This is a genomic window from Halorientalis marina (assembly GCF_023028345.1).
Lineage (GTDB): Archaea > Halobacteriota > Halobacteria > Halobacteriales > Haloarculaceae > Halorientalis > Halorientalis marina.
Genome location: NZ_CP095487.1, coordinates 2,639,057 through 2,658,097 on the forward strand (window position 1 = coordinate 2,639,057; position 19,041 = coordinate 2,658,097).

Below are 19,041 nucleotides of genomic sequence, written 5' to 3' on the forward strand. Positions count from 1 at the left end.
TTACTGGAACCCGATCCGGCCGCTGCCGGTCCGCTGGGGTTCGGCGCCGCCGCCTTTGAACTCGTCTTCCATCTGCTCGAAGTAGTCGCGGATGTCGTCGGTGACGGTCGGGCGGACGGCTTCCATCGCCGACCGGAAGTGGCGCATCTCGACGGCCTCGGCGTCGTCGTCCTCCCGGAGCGCCTGGATTGCCGCCTCGCGGGCGATGGATTCGAGGTCGGACCCGACGTAGCCCTCGCTGATCTCGGCGAGTTCCCGCAGGCTCACGTCCGGCGACAGCGGCATGTCCTCGGTGTGGATGCGGAGGATCTGTTCGCGCCCCTCCACGTCCGGTTCGCCGATGTAGGTGAGCCGGTCGAACCGGCCCGAGCGGATGAGCGCCGGGTCGATCATGTCCGGCCGGTTGGTCGCGCCGATGACCATCACGTTCTCCATCTCCTCGAGCCCGTCGAGTTCCGTCAGCAGTTGGTTGACGACCCGCTCCGAGACGTTCGAACCGACCTCACCGCCCCGGCCCGGCGCGAGCGAGTCGAGTTCGTCGAAGAAGATGATCGTCGGCGAGACCTGCCGGGCCTTCCGGAAGGTCTGCCGGATCGCCTTCTCCGATTCGCCGACCCACTTCGAGAGCAACTGGGGCCCGCGGACGCTGATGAAGTTGGCGTCGGTCTCGTTGGCGACGGCCTTCGCCATCAGCGTCTTCCCGGTGCCGGGCGGCCCGTAGAGCAGGACGCCCGCGGGCGGCTGGATACCCATGCGCTGGAACTTCTCCGGGGAGTTCATCGGCCACTCGACCGACTCCTGGACTTTTTCCTTGGCGCTCGTGAGCCCGCCCACGTCCTCCCAGGTGATCTTCGGGAGCTCCACGAGGACCTCCCGCATCGCCGACGGACTCACCTCGTTGAGGGCCCCGCGGAAGTCGTCCCGTTTGATTATCATCCGGTCGATGAGGCTCGGCGGGATGTCCTCCTCGTCGAGGTCGATCTCGGGGAGGTAGCGCCGCAGGGCCTTCATCGCGGCCTCTTTCGTGAGGCTCTCGATGTCGGCACCGACGAACCCGTGGGTCTCGGTCGCCAGGTTCGCCAGGTTCACGTCGTCCGAGAGGGGCATCCCGCGGGTGTGGATCTGGAGAATCTCCTCGCGACCCACCTCGTCGGGGACGCCGATCTCGATCTCGCGGTCGAAGCGACCCGGGCGACGGAGCGCGGGGTCGACCGAGTCGACGCGGTTCGTCGCCGCGATGACGATGACCTGGCCCCGGCTTTCGAGACCGTCCATCATCGTCAGCAGTTGCGCGACGACGCGGCGTTCGACCTCGCCGGTCACGTCCTCGCGCTTGGGCGCGATGGAGTCCAGTTCGTCGATGAAGATGATGCTTGGCGCTTCCTCGCTCGCGTCCTCGAAGATCTCCCTGAGTTGCTGTTCGGACTCGCCGTAGTACTTGGAGATGATCTCGGGGCCGGCGATGGAGAAGAAGCTAGCCGAGGTCTCGTTGGCGACGGCCTTGGCGAGCAGGGTCTTCCCGGTGCCGGGCGGCCCGTGGAGCAGCACCCCCTGTGGCGGCTCGATGCCGAGTTTCTTGAAGATCTGGGGGTGTTTCATCGGGAGTTCGACCATCTCCCGGACCCGCTGGATCTCCTTTTGCAGGCCGCCGATGTCCTCGTAGGTGATCCCACCGCCGGTCTTCTCGAAGCCGGAGATGGGTTCCTCCCGGAGTTCGACCTCGGTGTCCTCGGTGATGAGGACGACGCCCTCCGGTTCGGTCTCGACGGCGATGAGTGGAATAGCCTGGCCGGGCGAGCGCATGAACGGATGGTTGGTCGAGGACATCACGGGAACGATGTCGCGCTCGACGACCGGGCGCTTCAGAATCTGCCGTTTGACCATGCCGGCGGCGTCGCTGCCGAACTGCACCGACGCCTCCTCGGGCGGTGCGAGCACCAGCGAGTCCGCTTTCTGTGCCTCTGCCTTGCGAATGGTGACGCGCTCGCCGATACCGACGTCGGCGTTCTGACGCGTGAAGCCGTCGATCCGGACGGTGTCGGTGTTCCAGTCCTGCCGGTCCGCCCGCCAGACCTTCGCGGCCGTCGTGTCGGCACCCTCGATCTCGATGATGTCACCCGGAGAGAGCTTCAGGTGCAAGAGGGTGTCGGGATCGAGGCGAGCGATTCCACGACCCGAATCGTTCGGGTACGCCTTCGCCACCTCCAGTTGAACTTCGTTCATACCTGTGGGGATGTGTCACACTCGGGTACGCCCGGAGATATGCTTTTTGCATGCCGGGGCGCGGTCGGGGAGACGATACGCACGTCTCTCGCGGTACGTGAAGTCACGTTTTTCATCGAACGAGTGCAAGCGTGAATAACGATGGCGATACCCACCTGGCTTGCCGACGACGGCTGGGGGACCGCGGAGGCGGAACCGACGCCCGCGCAACTCGACCGGGTCGCCGACACCGTCGCCGCCCTCTCCCACGGCGCTCGCCTCGACATCCTCGCGACCCTCGACCGGACGGAACCGGCGTCGTACAGCGACCTCCGGGCCGACACGGACGTCGACGACAACGGCCAGTTCAACTACCACCTCCGCCAGCTCGACGGTCTCGTCGCCGACGGGCCCGACGGCTACACGCTGACCGACCGTGGCGAGCGAGTCCTCGAACTCGTGTTCGAGGAGGCCCGCCTCGGGGACCCGTCGGACAGCTGAGAGAAGATTTCTTCGCCGGGTATTTAGGGAGCTGGCAGTCCTTCGAACTGCTCCGATGACTGGTCCGCCAGACGGGTCGGGGGTGCACCCGACCACTGCGGAGAACGGTGTCGCTACGGAACCCCGAATCGAGACCACCGACGACGAGTCGGACGCGACGGCGCCCGAACGGCCCGTCACGTTCACCGGTTTCCGGGCCGGCTTCGTGACCTGCCTCCCGGTCGCGCTCGGCGTCGGCGCGTACGGCCTGGTATTCGGCGTCCTCGCGAACCAGGCGGGGCTGAGCGTCGCGGAAGCCACACTGATGAGTGCGACGGTGCTGGCGGGTGCCGCACAGCTGGTCGCCGTCGACCTCTGGGCCGCTCCGGTGCCGGCGGCGACCGTCGTCGGGGCCACCCTCGTCGTCAATCTCCGATACGTGCTGCTGGGCGCGACGCTCCGCCCGTGGCTCGGGGAGCTGTCGCTGGCCCAACGGTACGCGAGCGCCTTCTTCACCGCCGACGAGAACTGGGCGCTGACCGTCCGCGACCTGCGGTCCGGGAGCGGGCGCGGTGCGTTCCTGCTCGGGAGCGGCCTGGCGATATGGGCGTTCTGGGTCGCCGCCACCGTCGCCGGGAGCCTCGCCGGCGCCGCCGTCGGCGACCCCGCTCGCTACGGGCTGGATTTCGTCCTGACGGCGGTCTTTCTCGTCATCGCCGTCGACCTCTGGGACGGGACCGGCGACCTGCTCCCGTGGGGTGTCGCCCTCGCCGTCGCACTGACCGCGGACGCGGTGCTCGCCGGGAAATCCTACATCCTGCTCGGCGGGCTCGCCGGCGGTCTCGCGGAGGTGGCTCGTGATGGTCGCTGACCTCGCCCTCGACCCGGTCGTCGTCGGCGTCGTGGCCGCGATGGCGGCCGTGACCTACGCGACGAAGGCCGCCGGCCTGTGGCTCCTGGGCGGCGTTGACCTCCCGGAGCGGGCGCGGGCGGGGCTCGAAGCCACCCCGGGTGCCATCGTCGTCGCGCTCCTCGGGCCGGAACTGGCCGGCGCCGGGCCGCCGGAGTGGGGGGCGGGCGCCGTGGCGGTCGTCGTCGCGTGGCGGACCGACAGCCTCGCGCTCGCGCTGGCCACCGGTATCCTGGCGGTGCTCGCACTGCGCGGCCTGCTGTCGCCTCACTTCGCCGGCGTCTTCTCGCCGTAGATGTCGGCGATGCGGTCGCTGAACTTCTCGCGGATGTTCCGGCGCTTTTTCTTCAGCGAGGCCGTCAGCATATCGTTCCCGGGCGTCCACTCCATCGGCAGTAACTCGAACTCCTGGATGCGCTCGTGTTCGGCGAGGTCCTCGTTGACCTCGTCGATAGCACGCTGGACGAAGGCGTGGACCGTCTCGTGTTCGATGAGATCGACGATCCGCATGGGGAGGTCGTGACCCTCGCGTTCGCCCCACCGTTTTATCGCCTCGGCGTTCGGAACGATCAGCGCCGAGATGAACGTCCGGTCGTCACCGATGACCATGATCTGGTCGATTGACTCCTTCGTCGCAAATGCCTCCTCGATGGGCCGGGGCGCGACGTTCCGTCCCGTCGTGAGGACGATGATCTCCTTGATCCGGTCGTGGTAGACGAGGTAGCCGTCGTCGGACTCCTCGACGATGTCGCCGGTCCGCAGCCACCGCTCGTCACCGTTCGTCAGCGTCTCCCGCGTTCCCTCGAACGCGGCGGCGGTGCGGTCCGGGTCCTGCCAGTACCCCTCGGTCACGTTCGGTCCCGTGACGAGGAGTTCGCCGACCGGCCCGTCGGCCAGTTCGCGGATGTCCTCCTCGACGACACTCTCGTCCAGTTTCGTCTCGATTCCGGGCAGTGGCGGTCCCAGTTGGCCGGGGCGCATATCCTCCGCCGGATTCCCCGTCACGACCGGCGCGGCCTCGGTGAGGCCGTAGCCCTCACAGAGCTTGATGCCCATGCCGTGGAACAGTTCCGTCAGCTCCGTATCGAGCGTGCCGCCGCCGCTGACGACCATCTCGATGTTGCCGCCCATGCGTGATTTGACCTTGCTGTAGACCAGCCGGTTCGCCAGGCTCCGTTTCAGCCGCAGTCCGAGGCCGGGACTGTCCGAGCGGCCGCACGCGCGGGCGACGTCCATCGCCCACTCGAAGGTGCGGCGACTCCGCCCGGAGCCCGCCCGCTCGCGCATCGCGTCGAACATCCGCTCGTAGACCCGTGGAACGCTCGTCATCGTCGTCGGTGCGACCGCCTGCATGTCCGCCTGGATGGTGTCCGTACTTTCCGCGTACGCCACGGTCGCACCGGCCGCGAACATCGTGAAGTGGCCCGCCGTCCGCTCGAAACTGTGTGCGAGGGGAAGGAAAGAGAGGGTCAGCGAGTCCGCATCGAGCGTCGGCACGTCGTCGTCCTTGTCCGGACGTGGACTGTAGCGTTTCCGCACCTGACTGACGTTCTCCCGGAAGTTGTGGTGGGTCAATTTGACACCCTTCGGGTCGCCCGTCGTCCCCGAGGTGTAGATGAGACTCGCGAGGTCGTCGGGCCCGCGCTCGTCGAGGAACGACATGTACCGCGTCTCGGAGATCAGCGCCTGCCCGCGTTCGTAGAGGTCGGCCAGCGTGTAGATGCTGTCGTGGTTCGCCGCCACCGGCTCGTCGTCCATCAGGACGACGAACTCCACTTCCACGTCGTCTTTGACTTCGAGGACCCGTTCGAGCAGTTCCTGATTCTCGACGACGATGCCGACGGCCCCGGAGTCCGCGAGCAGGTACTCGACCTGGCTGGCCGAGGACTCGGTGAACAGCGTCGTCACGATGCCGCCCGCGGCCAGCAGGGCGAAGTCGGTCTGTGCCCACTCCATCCGAGTGTTGGCGAAGATGCCGATCCGGTCGTCCGGCTCGACGCCGATGTCACGGAACCCGGCGGCGAGTGCCTTCACCACGTCGTGCATCTCCTCGTAGGTGAGCGTCGCGTACTCGCCGTCGGGGGCTTCGGGTACGACCGCGGGAGCCAGCGACCGGTCGTAGACACCGCCCTTGTACCGCTGGGCCGGGTCGTCCGCGTGCCGTTCGGCGACCGATGCGAACAGTTCCGGTATCGTACCGGTTCCGGTCACCGAGTCCGAATACTCGGCCTCCCTGCCCAGCAGGTCCTCCGTGTCAACCATTGAATGGATTGAACAGGATGCCCGTATATTAAACCGGGCCCCGTTTGGGCCAGCGAAAACGCCCCCGGGAGACCGCCCCACGTCCTGCGATTCGCTGGCGGTCACCGACGACCGAGTAGCCCACCGACGAGCGCGGCGACGGCGACGGTGGCGACAGTGGCGGCAGCACCGAACACGCCACGGACGCCAAACGGTGCCACCAGCGGGCCGAAGACGATGGGTGCGGCGAACTGGCCGACGTACCCCGCGGAGGCGAGATACGAGCTGTACTGGCCCTGCCGGTCCTGAGGCGCGAGCGCCTCGATCCAGGCGAACGCCGACGGGAAGACGAGCCCGAGGCCGAGGCCGAAGGCGACGACCGGCGGCACCGCCGTCAGCGCGGAGTCGGCGACCGTGGCGGTCGCGAACCCGACGATCCACAGCAGGAATGCCAGCCCGGTGAGCGCGTGCCGGCTGGCCCGTCGCAGAAGCCGGTCGTAGAGGGCGGCCGAGACCCCGCCCGCCGCGCCGTTCGCGGCGAGATAGAGGCTTATGGAGAACGAGGAGGTCGTCCCGAGCGCGTCGAGCAGCTGTGGGTAAAAGACGACGATACTGTACAGGAGCGCGTTCGCACCGAAGTACAGCAGGTAGACCGCGAGGAGTTCGGGGCGACGACCGAGAACGGCAACGACGCCGGCGAATCCGCCGGCATCCGTACCCGAGCCGTCCGCCGGTGGCTCGTCCGACGGGTCGCCGTCCCGGCCGTCACCGCTGCCGTCGGCGGCGGCCGACGAGGGAGCAGTCTCGGGAATCGTGACGAGCGCGAGCAGTCCGAGGGGGAGCGCGACGAGGTAGACACCGAACGGGAGCTGCCAGGAGACGGTGCCGAGCGCGCCGCCGACCAGCGGCCAGACGGCCGCACCGGCGCTGTTGGCGCTGCTCCGCAGGCCGAGCGCCCGGTCCATCTCCGGGCCCTCGAACCGCTGGTAGATCAGGACCGTGACCCCGGTGTAGACGAAGGCGACGCCGACGCCAAGCACCGCCCGGGAGAGCAGCAGTGGAAGAAACGAGTCGACGACCAGGCCCGCGCCGCCGCCGGCGGCGTAGAGGAGGAGACCGCCGACGAACGGTCGGCGCGGGCCGAGCCGGTCGATCAGCGCGCCCGCGACCGGGCTGACGACGACGATCAGGAGGCCGTGTGTGGTGATGATGAGGCCGGCGGCCGACTCCGAGACCCCGAGACCGTCCCGGATCGCGGGGACGACCGGTCCGAGGATCGCTCCGGCCATCACCGTCAGCGTCGCCGCCGCCACGACGAGCCACAGGGTCGCTCGCGTCCCCGACGACTCCGTCATATGCCGGCGGTTTGGCAGCCACCGGCAACCGGATTTCGGTTCCAGCCGAGGACGTTCTCGAGAGCGTCGAGACCGTGAAACACCCGAAAGTGGTTTGAACTGTCTGTCGTATTAGAGAATATGGCAGTCGAGGCGTCGTCGATTCGCGTACTCCACGTCGACGACGACGCGGAGTTCCGGGAGTTGACCGCGGAGTTCCTCGAGCGGATGGACGACCGGCTGGAGGTGGTGACCGCGGAGAGCAGCGAGGCTGGGTTGTCCCGTCTGGAGACGGAGTCGGTCGACTGTATCGTCAGCGACCAGGACATGCCCGGGATGGACGGGCTGGAGCTACTGAGGCGGATCCGGGAGTCACACCCGGACCTCCCGTTCATCCTGTTCACCGGCAAGGGTAGCGAGGAGATCGCGAGCGACGCGATCACGGCCGGTGTGTCGGACTACCTCCGGAAGGGGTCGGGCAGCGAGCAGTACGAACTGCTGGCGAACCGGATCGAGAACGCGGTCGCGGGCTACCGTGCCAGCCGCGCCGCCGAGCGGGCCCAGCGGCGGCTCCGGGAACTCGCCGCGAACGCGAAGGACGTCCTCTGGATCTACGACGGGGAGTGGGACGACCTGGTGTTCGTCAACTCCGCGTACGAGGAGATCTGGGAACAGTCGCGGGAGTCGCTCCACGCGGAACCGACGAGCTTCCTCGACGCGGTCCATCCCGAGGACCGCGAGCGGGTCGAAGCGGCGGTCGAACGGGCGGGCGACGGCGAGTCACTCGACCTGGAGTTCCGCCTCGAAGGCGCGGACGGGACGGAGCGGTGGGTGTGGGTCCAGGCCGAGCCGATCATGGCCGGCGACGACGTGGAGCGAATCGTCGGGTTCACGCGGGATATCACGGCCCGCCGACAGCGGGAACGTGAACGCGAGCAGTACAAACGCATCGTCGACGCGATGGGTGACGGGGTCTACGCCGTCGACGAGGAGGGGGAGTACATCGACATCAACGAGTACATGGCGGCCCTGTCCGGCTACGAAGAGGAGGAGTGGCGCGAGGGCGCACCCTCTCAGTTCCTCGACGACGAGGACGTCGAGCGGTTCGAGCGCGCCATCGCGGACCTGCTCTCGGCCGACACCGATGGAGGGGTTCGGACGGTCGAGGCGACGCTCCACACTGCGGACGGGGAGCGGATCCCTATCGAGGCGAACCTCACGCTCCTCCCGCGAGAGGACGGGGAGTTTCGGGGCACCGTCGGCGTCGTCCGCGACATCAGCGAGCGCCGGGACCGCGAGCGCGAACTCGAACAGTACGAAACCATCGTCACGGCGATCCCCGACGAGGTGTACACTATCGATGCCGCGGGCTATTTCACCTCGGTAATCCCGCCGGCCGGCAAGGACAGGACGACGACCGGCTACGACCCGGACGAACTGATCGGCGAACACGTCTCGGTCCTGATGGACGCGGACGACATCGAACAGGGCGAACGCCTGATCGAGGACCTGCTGTCGGACCCCGACCGGGAGCGAGGCTCCTTCGAGATGGAGGTGGTCACGCGAGACGGCGACCGCATCCCCAACGAGAACCACATCGCCCTCCTCCCGATGGACGACGGTGAGTTTCGAGGGACCGTCGGTGTCCTGCGTGACATCACCGAGCGCAAGGAACGCGAGCGGCAACTCCGGCAGCAAAACGAGCGCTTGGAGGCGTTCGTCGGCGTCGTCAGCCACGACCTCCGGAACCCGCTGAACGTCGCCCGGGGCCGCCTCGAATTTGTGCAGGAAGACTGTGACAGCGACCACCTCGACCACATCGACCGCGCCCACGACCGGATGGAGACGCTGATCGACGACCTGCTCACCCTCGCACAGGAGGGCGAGGCGGTCCGGGAGCTCGAGCCCGTGGCGCTCGACGCGGTGGTCCGGGACTGCTGGGCCACCGTCGCGACCGCCAATGCGACCCTCCAGGTCGAGACGGACCTGACCGTCCAGGCCGACAGGGGTCGCCTGCAACAGCTGCTCGAGAACCTGATCACCAACGCAGTGGAGCATGGCTCCACGAGCGCGCAGCAAACTGAGGACGCCGTCGAACACGGGTCGACGGACAGCCAGGACGGTGGCGACGCGGGCCCGGACGTGACGGTCACCGTCGGGCCCCTCGACGACGAAGGACGCATGGGCTTTTTCATCGCGGACGACGGGCCGGGGATCCCCGAGGCGGACCGCGACCGTGTCTTCGAGTCGGGCTACTCCACGGCGCCGGACGGCACCGGCTTCGGCCTCCCCATCGTCGCGGAGATCGCGGACGCTCACGGCTGGTCGGTGACCGTGACCGAGAGCGAGAGCGGCGGCGCCCGGTTCGAGATCGCCGGGGTCGAGACCGGCGACTGACCGCGGCGACCGGACGACTTTTTCCTCGTCGGCCACGCTCGTTGAGGTATGCACACGCTCGCGTTCGACGGCCGGATGGGTGCCAGCGGCGATATGCTCCTGGGCGCTCTGCTCGCCGCCGGCGCCGACCGGGACGCCCTCGCTCCCGTCGAGGACGCCGACGCCCTCGACGTTCGGTACGCCGTCCGGACCGTCGACAAGGGCGGTATCGACGCCACGGCCGTCGACGTCCTCCTCGACGGCGGACGCGATGTCGACCGCGACGACGGCAAGTCGGGCCACAGCCACGAACACGGCGGCGAATCGGACCACGACCACGCAGACGGCCACGACCACACGCACGCGGAAGGGCACGGGCCGACGCGGACCTACGAGGAAGTGGTCGAGATCGTCGAGTCGCTAAGCCTGCCGGCGGCCGTCGAGGAGCAGGCACTCGCGGTCTTCGAGACGCTCGGGGAGGCCGAGGCGGCGGTCCACGGGACGGAACTCGCCGAGACGGCGTTCCACGAGGTCGGGGCCGACGACGCCATCGCGGACGTGGTCGGCTGTGCCCTCCTGCTTTCCGACCTCGACCCCGCGCGAGTCGTCACGACGCCGCTCGCGACCGGCGGCGGGAGCGTCGAGACGAGCCACGGCACCTATCCGGTCCCGGTGCCGGCCGTCGTCGAAATCGCCGAGCGAGCCGACTGGTCGCTCCGTGGCGGGCCGGTGGACCGGGAACTGCTCACACCGACCGGCGCGGCGATCCTCGCGGTGGTCGCCGACGGCGTCGGCACACTCCCGACGCTCGACATCTCCGGGTCGGGCTACGGCGCCGGCGGGTACGACCTGCCCGACCACCCGAACGTCCTCCGGGCCATCGTCGGCGACGGGAGCGGGGGCCTCCGGCGCGACGAGATCACCGTCCTGGAGACGAACCTGGACGACGCCACGCCGGAAGTCCTCGGCGGACTGCAGGCGACGCTGGCGGATGCGGGCGCGCTCGACGTGTCCGTCGTCCCGCTGACGATGAAGAAATCCCGGCCCGGCCATCTCGTGAAGGTCGTCGTCGAGCCCGCGGACGCCGAGCGCGTCGCGCGGCGACTGGCCGAGGAGACGGGCACCCTCGGCGTCCGCGAACACGGCGCGGGCCACCGCTGGATCGCCGCCCGAGAGGTCGTCACTGCCGAAATTTCCCTCGACGGAGCCGAGTATTCGGTCGACGTAAAGGTCGCCAGCGACGAGTCGGGGGCAGTCTACGACGTGAGCGCGGAGTACGACGACGCGCTCGCGGTCGCCCGTGAGACGGACCGCCCGGTACGGGAAGTCGTCCGGGTCGCCGAGGCAGCGGTCCGGGACGAACCGCACTGACGACGAGCGGACTCACTCCTCCGCGTCGGACGGTCCCGCTGTGTCCGCGTCCGACTCGCGCTCGCGGTGTCGAGCCAGTGCCTCCTCGATGGAGAGGTCGCCGGTCGCGACCCGGCGCGCGAGCGCGTCGTCGATAGCCCGGTTGGTCTCCGAGGCGTTTCGCGAGCGGTCCTTGATCCGCTTGATCTCGCCGTCGGTTGGCTCGATTTCGCGGGATTCGACTCGCTCGCCCTCCGTGCGGGCGATGTTGACGGCCGCGAGCACGTCGCCCATGCCCCTGGCGCCGCTGCCGAGGTAGGGCGTCGTCCCCGTCTCGTCGACGAGTTCGACCGGGCCCTCGATATCGTCGATGACGCGAGCGCCGACGAGGCGGGCGCCGTCGCCGATGCGGACCAGCGGGTCCGTGGCGTCGGCCACCTCGCGGCCGACGACCGAGGCGGCCTCCGATTCGGGAACCTGGAAGGCGGCGACCACCACGTCGTCGACGAGGACGGCGATGCCGGGCCGTTCACCGGGGTCGACGCCGACGACCGTTCTGCCCCCATCGCCGCGGAGAGTCGCGAGCGCCTCGTCGACCGCGCGGCGGGGGTCGTCGGGGTCGGCGCGGATCACGGGAATCGGCGCGTCCGGGTCGGCGTCCGGGCCGGTGACGAGGACCGCGGCTCCCTCGGGGAGTTTCTCGTCGGGTTCGACGGTGGTGAACTCCACGCCGCGGTCGCGGAGTTCGTTGACCACGCCGTGGTAGACCTCGAAGTCCTCGGTCGCGACGACGATCACAGCCGGCCTTGGCGGCGCGGGGACTTGAGTTGGGTGGACGCGGAACGCGGGTCGGGGACCGGACCGGCGGCGAGTGCGAACGTTCTTGTCCGGAGGCGCACAACCGCGGGATGATGGAGCCGATTCAGACGGGCTGTACCGCCGTCGACGAGCTGCTGGGCGGCGGCTTCGAGCGCGGCGTCGTGACCCAGCTCTACGGGCCGCCGGCCGCCGGCAAGACGAACCTGGCGCTCTCGGCGGCCGTGGAAGTGGCCGCCCGCGGCGACGGCGCTCTCTTTATCGACACCGAGGGATTGTCCGTCGACCGGCTCGAACAACTCGCTTCGGCCCGGACCGACGACGTGGACGACCTCGCGTCGAACATCATCATCTCCGAGGTGCTGGACTTCGACGAGCAGGGCGAAGCCGTCCAGGACGCCGCGGAGTTCGCCGACCAGGTGGAGGTGATCGTCCTCGATTCGGCGACCGGGTTCTACCGCATCCGCCGCTCGGAGGACGAGGAGGCCGGCGACGCCCTCCGGACGGTCGCCCGGCAGGTCACCCACCTCCTGTCGCTGGCCCGCAAACACGACCTCGCGGTCGTCATCACGAACCAGGTGTTCACCGACCCCGACAGCGACCGCGCGCGGCCGCTCGGCGGCCACACGCTCACCCACTGGTCCGGCGCCGTACTGCGCATCGAGCGGTTCCGCGGGGGCAACCGTCGCGCGACGTTGGAGAAACACCAGTCCAAGCCCGCCGGCGACAGCGCGCGGTTCAAGATCGTCGGGGACGGCCTGGAGAGCGTCGAGGACACCCCGTAGGCCCCCGAGTTTCAAGAGCTAGCGCCGCGGTGGCTCGGATATGATCGACCCGACGAGCGCGGACCTCGTGGACCTGAGCATCGGCATCGAACCCGGCGCCGAGAGCGAGCCGTTCCCGCCCGAGGTGGAGTACTTCGACCACCGCGAGGGGGCCGAGCGGCTCGTCGGCAACCTCCACGACCTCGGCGTCGAGGACGTGGACGCCGACGATTTCCCCGACGGCATCGGCCTCGCGTGGGAGGAGGTCCGGGCCATCGTCCACACCGGGACCCACCTCGACGCCCCCTGGCACTACGGTCCCGAGTCCGGCGGCGAGCCGTCGAAGACCATCGACGAGGTGCCACTGGAGTGGTGCTGTGGCGAGGCCGTCGTGCTCGACTTCACGTGGAAGGAGCCCCGCACCGAGATTACACCCGACGAGATCGACGCGCAACTGGACGACCTCGACCACGACCTCTCGCCGGGCGAGATCGTCCTCATCGAGACCGGCGCGGACGAACTGTGGGGCTCGCCGGAGTATCTCGTGGAGTTCCCCGGGATGGGCGCCGACGCCACGAAACACCTGGTCGAGCAAGGCATCACGGTGATCGGGACGGACGCCTACGGCTTCGACAAGCCGTTCGGGGAGATGGGCGAGCGGTTCGTCGAGTCGGGGAACAGCGACGAACTCTGGCCCGCGCACTTCGCCGGCCGCGAGGCCGAGTACTGCCAGATCGAGAAGATGGCGAACCTCGACGAACTCCCCAGACGGACCGGAATTCCGCTCGTGACCTTCCCCATCGTCGTCGAGGGTGCCAGCGCCGGATGGGTGCGGCCCGTGGCGATGCTGGAGGAGTGAGCGGTCGGCGGGTACGGTGACGGATACGAGCGAAGGGAACGGCCGGCGGGCCGGGAGCGCGTGTCCGCATCCTCGCGGCCGCACGACCCGGGGGAGGGCAGGTGTGCCGTTGGTGGGTGGAGCGGCGGGCGGGAACGAGCATCCGCCGAGGCCCGAACGGGCCGAGGCGGTTCACTCCGCGCGAGGTCGGAAACCGAGCGCGGAGGTCGTTTTTATACTAAATTTTTGCGAGGAGTGGTGGCGCGCGGAGCGCGCCACCCGACGAAGTAAAAATTTAGTAGATCAGGGCGTCGTCGTTCTCGACCATGTACAGCGTCCGGGCGGCCATGTTGACGGCGTGGTCGCCGACGCGCTCCAGGTCACGGATAGTCAGCAGGAGCCGGGACACCTCGTTCATGAGGTCTTCGACGTCCGTGTCGTCGCTGTCGGCGTCGAGTTCCGACTCGATGAGGTCGCGGACGACGGTGTCGGAGGCGTCGCGACACCGGTCGTCGACGGCGTCGTCGCGCTCGGCGATGTCGTGACAGGCCGCGGCGTCGCGGGCGGCGTAGGCGGCCATTGCGTCCTCGACCATCTCCAGGGTGGTGTCGCCGATGGCCTGAATGTCCACGTCGGGGTACATGTCCCGCTTGGCGTCGAGGGTGTACTCCCCGAGGTTGGTCGCGAGGTCGGCGACTCGTTCGAGGTCGGTGATGATCTTGAAAGAGGCGGCGATGAAGCGGAGATCGGAGGCGACGGGCTGCTGGAGCGCGAGCAGGTCGATGCAGTCCCCCTCCAGCTCGAGGTAGAGTTCGTTGATCTCGTGGTCGCCCTCGATGACCTCGTGGGCGAGTTCCTCGTCTTTCCGTTCGAGGGCGTCGAGTCCCATCCGGAACCGTTCGAGGACGACCTCGCTCATGTAGAGGACGTCGTCCTCGAGCGATTCGAGTTGGTCCTGGTAATCTTCTCGTGGCATGATAGTGTGGTCGACGTGTGTGCTGTTAAGTGGGGCGTCGTCACCCGAACTTGCCGGTGATGTAGTCCTCGACGCGCTGGCTCTCGGGGTTCTCGAAGATCTTGTCGGTGTCGTCGTACTCGACGAGTTCGCCGCCGGTGAGGAACACGGCGGTCTGGTCCGAGATGCGCGCGGCCTGTTGCATGTTGTGCGTGACGACGACGACGGTGTACTGCTGGGAGAGTTCCTCGATGAGGTCCTCGATCTTCGAGGTCGCGACGGGGTCGAGCGCCGACGCGGGCTCGTCCATCAGGATGACCTCGGGATCGACGGCGAGACAGCGGGCGATGCAGAGCCGCTGTTGCTGGCCGCCGGAGAGGCCGAGGGCGTTGTCGTCGAGGCGGTCGTTCACCTCGTCCCAGAGGGCGGCCTGCTTGAGGCAGCGCTCGACGAGTTCGTCCTCCTCCTCCTTGTCGTCGCGGCCCAGCAGCCGGGCGATCAGGCCGCGGTCGATGTCGCCGTGCTTGCGCGGGCCGTAGGCGATGTTGTCGCGGATCGACTTGGGGAAGGGGTTGGGTGCCTGAAACACCTGGCCGACGCGTTTGCGGAGTTCGACGAGGTTCACCCCCTCCTGGTAGATCTCCTGGCCGTCGATGCGAACCGAACCGTCGACCTCCGCGCTGTTGATGCGGTCGTTCATCCGGTTGAGACACCGCAGGAACGTGGACTTCCCACAACCCGAGGGGCCGATGAGCGCGGTGACGCTGTTCTCGGGGATGCCCATCGAGACGCTCTTGAGCGCGTGGTCGTCCCCGTAGTGGACGTCGAGGTCCTCCACGGCGACTTTCGGCTGGCCGGCGAACCCGTAGTCGGTCCACTCCTCGCGGACGCGCTCGTCGGACTCGCCTGCCGTCGTCGTCCGTGTGCCGGTGTCTGTCTGGATAGCGGTTCCGTCGTCCGAACTCCGTGTTTCGCTCATTGGTGTAGTTTCCTCCTGAAGTAGATCCGCGAGGCGATGCCGACCGCGTAGAAACTCAACACGACGAGCAACAACACGAGCGCGGTGCCCCACGCGAACTGCAGGTTCTCGCCGACCCCGGCCGAGATGATCGCGAATAGCTGGTAGGGGAGGGCGCTCGACGCCTCCAGCAGCGTGGGGTTGGTGACGAACGGCGGGGTCGCAGTGAACTGGAACGATCCCAGCACGTTCGGCGTCGAGGTGGGGAACGGCGTTCGCCCGGTGACGAGCAGGATCGGCGCGGTCTCGCCGGCGATACGGCCGACGCCGAGGATGACGCCGGTGATGACGCCCGGCATCGCCGCGGGCAGGACGACGCTCCTGATCGTCTCCCACTTGCCGACGCCGAGCGCGGCGCTCGCGTCCCGATAGTCGTCGGGCACGCTCTTGAGCGCCTCCCGGCTGGTGATGACGACCAGCGGGAGCAACATGAACCCGAGCACGAGCTGGCCGGCGAGCAGGGAGTTGGAGTTCCCGAGTCGTGGCACGAGGAAGGCGAGGCCGAACAGGCCGTAGACGATGCTCGGCGTGCTCCAGAGACCGTTGGTCGAGACCTCGATGAGTTGCGTGAACCGTCCGCGTTCGGCGTATTCGGTCAGGAACACGGCCGCGCCGACGCCGAGCGGGACGGCGAAAAGCACCGCGCCGATGACCAGCCAGACCGTGCCGACGATGGCCGGCAGGATGCCGCTGATGGCCCGGCCCAGCGGGTGGTACGGCTCCATCACGAACGGCCAGTAGAACCAGAGCTTCGGCCCGCTGAAGATGACGTACTTGTCGACGAACGGGACGTAGACGTGGAAGTACTCGTAGAAGCCCAGATAGAGCCCCCACTGGATGCCGTTCGTCATCGGGGCGAAGCCCTTCACGACGACGAAGGCGACGAGCAGGACGAGGAGGGTGAGCATCGCGACGGCGTTGGCGCCGATGAGGGCGTAAGCACCCTTCTGTCGGCCGCGAGCGCCGAAGCCGCCGTAGGCGCGGGCGGCGGTCCAGACGCCGACGAGGCCGGCGACGATGGCGATCATGGGGACGGCGATCTCCCCGGAGAAGGCCGCCGAGAACCCCTGTGGCTGCCAGCGGAAGCCGGGCGCGATGATGCCGGCGAGGACGACCCCGCCCGAGAAGAGGAGGAACACGCCGGTCGGAACGGTCGTGGCGAGGTCCTCGCGGACCGCGGCGGCGCCGAACGCGACGCCGCCGGCGGCGAGCAGTGCGACGACCGGCCAGAGCGTCGAGAGCCCGAGCGTCTGCGAGGCGAGCAGGCCGACGACGACGAACGCGAGGAAGCCGTACGCGATCCCGGAGACCAGCCCCGGCGTCGGACTCGGTTCGGTGTCGACCATTCCGGCGGTCGACGCCGCGCCGATCCCGAGGAGTGCGACGCCGACGAGCGCGATCGCGCCGCCGACGAGGGTCGCTACCTGGACGCCGGCCACCGTCGACGTGACCGGGACGACCAGCGCGATGCCGAGGAAGCCGAAAACGACGGTGAGCGTCGCCAGCAGCGCGAGGACGCCGGCGACGGCTTCGAGCCGCGAGGACTCGGTCGCCACGAGCGCGCGCGTCCGTGACTCCGTGCTCATTGGTTGCCTCCCAGTTTCCGTTTCATGTGTGCCTCGATGATCTGCGACCCGATGCTGAGGAACATGACCGTTACGAAGAGGACGACGCCGGCGGCGAACAGGGCCGACATCTGGAGGCCGCTGGCGTTGCCGTACTGGCTCGCGATCAGGCTGGTGAGCGTGACCTTGTTCGCGAACACGTCGGTCAGCGGATCGGGGAGCGACGTGATGTTCCCGAGGATGACCGTCGCCGCCATCGTCTCACCGACGACCCGGCCGACGCCGAGCAGGACGGCCGCCGAGACGCCGGAGAACGCCGCCGGGATGGTCACGCTGGTCGTGGTCTGCCAGTCGGTCGCACCGAGGGCGTGCGCCCCGTCTTTCATCTCGTCGGGGATGCTCGCCAGCGCGTCCTCCGCGACCGAGACGACCGTCGGCAGCGCCATCAGCCCGATGACCAGTCCGACGGCGAAGAAACTCCCGTAGTTCGGGACCGCGAGTTCCTGCATCAGGTAGTCGTTCAGGAGGACGAACCCGAGGAAGCCGTAGACGATGGAGGGGATACCGGCGAGGATCTCGATGGCCGGTTTCGTGATCTCGCGCGCCCAGGAGGGCGCGATCTCGCTGAGGAAGACCGCGCCGGCGATCCCGAGCGGCCCGGCGATGAGCATGGCGATGAGCGTCGTCACGAAGGTCCCCCACATCATCGGGACGAGGGAGTAGGCGTCCGCCGCGGAACTCCAGAGCGGTTCCTGGGTCCCGATCAGGACTTCGAGGCCGAGCAGTCGGAACACTGGGAACGCGCTGACGAGGAGATAGACCGAGATGAGCGCGAGGATGAGGGCCGTCGAGACGGTGGTGAGAAAGGTGAGAAACTGGACGGTCCCCTCGCGGTGTGTGAGCCAGCCGTACGTGACGACGCCGAAGAAGCCGAGGAGCGGAAAGATCGTCAGTTGTGGGAGCGCGAGGAAGGCCGCGAACGTCAGGAGGATGGCCACGCCCCCGGCGCCGCTGACCCGTTTGGTTCCGGGTTCGAGATGCTGGAGCTTGTTGACGACGCTCATTGGTCGGTGTCGGGGAGGGCGTTCAGCTGTTCTTCCTGTCGTTCGTCCGTCAGCATCGAGTACCCGGCCGGCGCGACGAACTTCTGCTGGCCGAAGTCGCTCATGATCATCCGGAGGAAGGCGGCCTCGCGGTCCGAGGTGCCCTCGTAGGTGTAACAGTGGAGATCACGCGAGAGCGGGTAGCTCGGGTCGGCCAGGTTCTCGCCGGGCGTGTACTCGGTGCCCTCGAAGGTGAGACTGATCGCGGGCACGTCGTCGGTCGTGAACGCCAGCGCCATGTACGCGATGGCGTTGTCCGAGTTGCTGACGAGGTTCTTGACCTGCTGGTTCTGTCCCTTGCGGGCGTCGACGACCATCTCGGCGTCCGAGTCCCCGAGCATGTTCACGCGGAAGGCGGTGTCGGTCCCGGACCCTTCCGAGCGGCCGACGGCCTGGATCTCCTTGTCAGGGCCGTCGTAGGCGTCGATCTCCGACCAGCGCGTGATCTCGCCCTGGTAGATGGCTCGGACCTGTTCGGCCGTGAGTCCGGTCACGCCCGCGTCGTACACCTCGCGGCTGACGACGATGGGCTGTGCGTCCACGCCCACGACGTGATCGACGAACTTGCCGAGTTCCTCCTGGCTCTTCTCAGGGAACTCGGCGTCGGCTGGCGCGCTCGCGTTCCCGAGGTCGACCTGTCCGCCTTCCAGTTTCTCCAGCCCGGTGCCGGAGTGGCTCAGTCCGACCGTGACGTTGAACGGCGGCGTCTCGTTGCCGTCGGCCTCGAACCCGTAGAAACTACCCCAGTAGTCGGCGAGCCGTTTGTCCGTCGAGATGTCGTACTGGGTCGGTCCCCAGTACTCCGCGTCCGACGCGGGGTAGTTCCCGTTCCAGTACGACGCGGCGCGGTTCACGATCGGGAAGACCGTCGAGGAGCCGCCGGCCTTCAGGAGGTTGCCGGACCCGTTCGTCCCGTCCGTGCCACCGCCCTGACCGGGCGGGGTCGAACTCACGCTGATACAACCCGTCAGCGACGCGGCGAGCCCCGCGGTCCCGGCCAGCACGGTGCGTCGGTCGACAGAGGTGTCCCGCATCGTGCCGTCTGTATCCGTAGTTTGACTAAATACTCTACTATTACAACTATATAGT

The 19,041-nt window shown here is 68.2% G+C and carries 16 protein-coding genes; 7 read left to right on the forward strand and 9 right to left on the reverse strand.

Annotated elements, in window-relative coordinates; all coding sequences use genetic code 11:
- On the reverse strand, nucleotides 1-2,223 hold the full coding sequence (locus MUG96_RS13570; RefSeq protein WP_246983570.1) for a CDC48 family AAA ATPase: 2,223 nt from the start codon (nucleotides 2,221-2,223) through the stop codon (nucleotides 1-3).
- Nucleotides 2,224-2,364: 141 nt separating this feature from the next.
- Here MUG96_RS13570 and MUG96_RS13575 point away from each other — a divergent pair, with 141 nt between their 5' ends.
- From MUG96_RS13575 to MUG96_RS13585, 3 genes are read left to right on the forward strand one after another with little or no spacing between them, the layout of a single operon-like run.
- Nucleotides 2,365-2,703, forward strand: coding sequence for a winged helix-turn-helix domain-containing protein (locus tag MUG96_RS13575; protein WP_246983571.1), 339 nt, complete (start codon nucleotides 2,365-2,367; stop codon nucleotides 2,701-2,703).
- A 55-nt stretch (nucleotides 2,704-2,758) separates the two neighbouring features.
- Nucleotides 2,759-3,553 (forward strand): AzlC family ABC transporter permease, encoded by a 795-nt coding sequence (locus MUG96_RS13580; RefSeq protein ID WP_246983573.1) that lies wholly within the window; start codon nucleotides 2,759-2,761, stop codon nucleotides 3,551-3,553.
- A complete protein-coding gene (locus tag MUG96_RS13585; RefSeq protein ID WP_246983575.1) occupies nucleotides 3,543-3,887 on the forward strand; it encodes an AzlD family protein in 345 nt (114 codons plus the stop codon). The genes MUG96_RS13580 and MUG96_RS13585 overlap by 11 nt, the downstream gene beginning before the upstream one ends.
- On the opposite strand, the gene MUG96_RS13590 is transcribed toward MUG96_RS13585, so the two are convergent.
- Complete coding sequence (locus MUG96_RS13590; RefSeq protein WP_246983577.1) at nucleotides 3,860-5,854, reverse strand: AMP-dependent synthetase/ligase; 1,995 nt, start codon at nucleotides 5,852-5,854, stop codon at nucleotides 3,860-3,862. The two genes, MUG96_RS13585 and MUG96_RS13590, sit on opposite strands and share 28 nt — an antisense overlap.
- 101 nt (nucleotides 5,855-5,955) lie before the next feature.
- Entirely contained in the window at nucleotides 5,956-7,188 is a 1,233-nt protein-coding gene (locus MUG96_RS13595; RefSeq protein WP_246983579.1) for an MFS transporter, read from the reverse strand.
- Between the two features lie 120 nt (nucleotides 7,189-7,308).
- Here MUG96_RS13595 and MUG96_RS13605 point away from each other — a divergent pair, with 120 nt between their 5' ends.
- Complete coding sequence (locus MUG96_RS13605) at nucleotides 7,309-9,564, forward strand: hybrid sensor histidine kinase/response regulator (protein WP_308220107.1); 2,256 nt, start codon at nucleotides 7,309-7,311, stop codon at nucleotides 9,562-9,564.
- A gap of 48 nt (nucleotides 9,565-9,612) precedes the next feature.
- On the forward strand, nucleotides 9,613-10,914 hold the full coding sequence (larC, locus tag MUG96_RS13610; protein WP_246983580.1) for a nickel pincer cofactor biosynthesis protein LarC: 1,302 nt from the start codon (nucleotides 9,613-9,615) through the stop codon (nucleotides 10,912-10,914).
- Nucleotides 10,915-10,926: 12 nt separating this feature from the next.
- On the opposite strand, the gene MUG96_RS13615 is transcribed toward larC, so the two are convergent.
- Nucleotides 10,927-11,691 carry a hypothetical protein gene (locus MUG96_RS13615; RefSeq protein ID WP_246983581.1) on the reverse strand — a complete coding sequence of 255 codons (765 nt, stop codon included), beginning with the start codon at nucleotides 11,689-11,691 and terminating at the stop codon, nucleotides 10,927-10,929.
- A 110-nt stretch (nucleotides 11,692-11,801) separates the two neighbouring features.
- Between MUG96_RS13615 and radB the strand changes: the two genes are divergently transcribed.
- Together radB and MUG96_RS13625 are read left to right on the forward strand one after the other, a co-directional pair.
- Nucleotides 11,802-12,494 (forward strand): DNA repair and recombination protein RadB, encoded by a 693-nt coding sequence (gene radB / locus MUG96_RS13620; RefSeq protein WP_246983582.1) that lies wholly within the window; start codon nucleotides 11,802-11,804, stop codon nucleotides 12,492-12,494.
- Nucleotides 12,495-12,534: 40 nt separating this feature from the next.
- Nucleotides 12,535-13,332, forward strand: a complete 798-nt coding sequence (locus MUG96_RS13625) for a cyclase family protein (protein ID WP_246983583.1) — start codon at nucleotides 12,535-12,537, stop codon at nucleotides 13,330-13,332.
- Between the two features lie 274 nt (nucleotides 13,333-13,606).
- Here the strand turns inward: MUG96_RS13625 and phoU are convergent, their stop codons facing one another.
- From phoU to MUG96_RS13650, 5 genes are read right to left on the reverse strand one after another with little or no spacing between them, the layout of a single operon-like run.
- Nucleotides 13,607-14,287: a phosphate signaling complex protein PhoU gene (gene phoU / locus MUG96_RS13630; protein WP_246983584.1), complete on the reverse strand. Its 681-nt coding sequence runs from the start codon at nucleotides 14,285-14,287 to the stop codon at nucleotides 13,607-13,609.
- A 40-nt stretch (nucleotides 14,288-14,327) separates the two neighbouring features.
- Complete coding sequence (gene pstB, locus MUG96_RS13635; protein ID WP_246983585.1) at nucleotides 14,328-15,245, reverse strand: phosphate ABC transporter ATP-binding protein PstB; 918 nt, start codon at nucleotides 15,243-15,245, stop codon at nucleotides 14,328-14,330.
- Complete coding sequence (gene pstA, locus MUG96_RS13640; protein WP_246983586.1) at nucleotides 15,242-16,870, reverse strand: phosphate ABC transporter permease PstA; 1,629 nt, start codon at nucleotides 16,868-16,870, stop codon at nucleotides 15,242-15,244. The genes pstB and pstA overlap by 4 nt, the downstream gene beginning before the upstream one ends.
- On the reverse strand, nucleotides 16,867-17,913 hold the full coding sequence (gene pstC, locus MUG96_RS13645) for a phosphate ABC transporter permease subunit PstC (protein ID WP_246983589.1): 1,047 nt from the start codon (nucleotides 17,911-17,913) through the stop codon (nucleotides 16,867-16,869). The genes pstA and pstC overlap by 4 nt, the downstream gene beginning before the upstream one ends.
- Nucleotides 17,910-18,986, reverse strand: a complete 1,077-nt coding sequence (locus MUG96_RS13650) for a PstS family phosphate ABC transporter substrate-binding protein (RefSeq protein WP_246983590.1) — start codon at nucleotides 18,984-18,986, stop codon at nucleotides 17,910-17,912. Before MUG96_RS13650 ends, pstC begins: the two co-directional genes overlap by 4 nt.
- Nucleotides 18,987-19,041: the final 55 nt, after the last annotated feature.

What these genes read in the sequence shown, in the direction of transcription:
- MUG96_RS13570 (WP_246983570.1), bottom strand. Translation starts at nt 2,223, where the DNA reads ATGAACGAAGTTCAACTGGAGGTGGCGAAGGCGTACCCGAACGATTCG.
- MUG96_RS13575 (WP_246983571.1), top strand. Translation starts at nt 2,365, where the DNA reads ATGGCGATACCCACCTGGCTTGCCGACGACGGCTGGGGGACCGCGGAG.
- MUG96_RS13580 (WP_246983573.1), top strand. Translation starts at nt 2,759, where the DNA reads ATGACTGGTCCGCCAGACGGGTCGGGGGTGCACCCGACCACTGCGGAG.
- MUG96_RS13585 (WP_246983575.1), top strand. Translation starts at nt 3,543, where the DNA reads ATGGTCGCTGACCTCGCCCTCGACCCGGTCGTCGTCGGCGTCGTGGCC.
- MUG96_RS13590 (WP_246983577.1), bottom strand. Translation starts at nt 5,854, where the DNA reads ATGGTTGACACGGAGGACCTGCTGGGCAGGGAGGCCGAGTATTCGGAC.
- MUG96_RS13595 (WP_246983579.1), bottom strand. Translation starts at nt 7,188, where the DNA reads ATGACGGAGTCGTCGGGGACGCGAGCGACCCTGTGGCTCGTCGTGGCG.
- MUG96_RS13605 (WP_308220107.1), top strand. Translation starts at nt 7,309, where the DNA reads ATGGCAGTCGAGGCGTCGTCGATTCGCGTACTCCACGTCGACGACGAC.
- larC (WP_246983580.1), top strand. Translation starts at nt 9,613, where the DNA reads ATGCACACGCTCGCGTTCGACGGCCGGATGGGTGCCAGCGGCGATATG.
- radB (WP_246983582.1), top strand. Translation starts at nt 11,802, where the DNA reads ATGATGGAGCCGATTCAGACGGGCTGTACCGCCGTCGACGAGCTGCTG.
- MUG96_RS13625 (WP_246983583.1), top strand. Translation starts at nt 12,535, where the DNA reads ATGATCGACCCGACGAGCGCGGACCTCGTGGACCTGAGCATCGGCATC.
- phoU (WP_246983584.1), bottom strand. Translation starts at nt 14,287, where the DNA reads ATGCCACGAGAAGATTACCAGGACCAACTCGAATCGCTCGAGGACGAC.
- pstB (WP_246983585.1), bottom strand. Translation starts at nt 15,245, where the DNA reads ATGAGCGAAACACGGAGTTCGGACGACGGAACCGCTATCCAGACAGAC.
- pstA (WP_246983586.1), bottom strand. Translation starts at nt 16,870, where the DNA reads ATGAGCACGGAGTCACGGACGCGCGCGCTCGTGGCGACCGAGTCCTCG.
- pstC (WP_246983589.1), bottom strand. Translation starts at nt 17,913, where the DNA reads ATGAGCGTCGTCAACAAGCTCCAGCATCTCGAACCCGGAACCAAACGG.
- MUG96_RS13650 (WP_246983590.1), bottom strand. Translation starts at nt 18,986, where the DNA reads ATGCGGGACACCTCTGTCGACCGACGCACCGTGCTGGCCGGGACCGCG.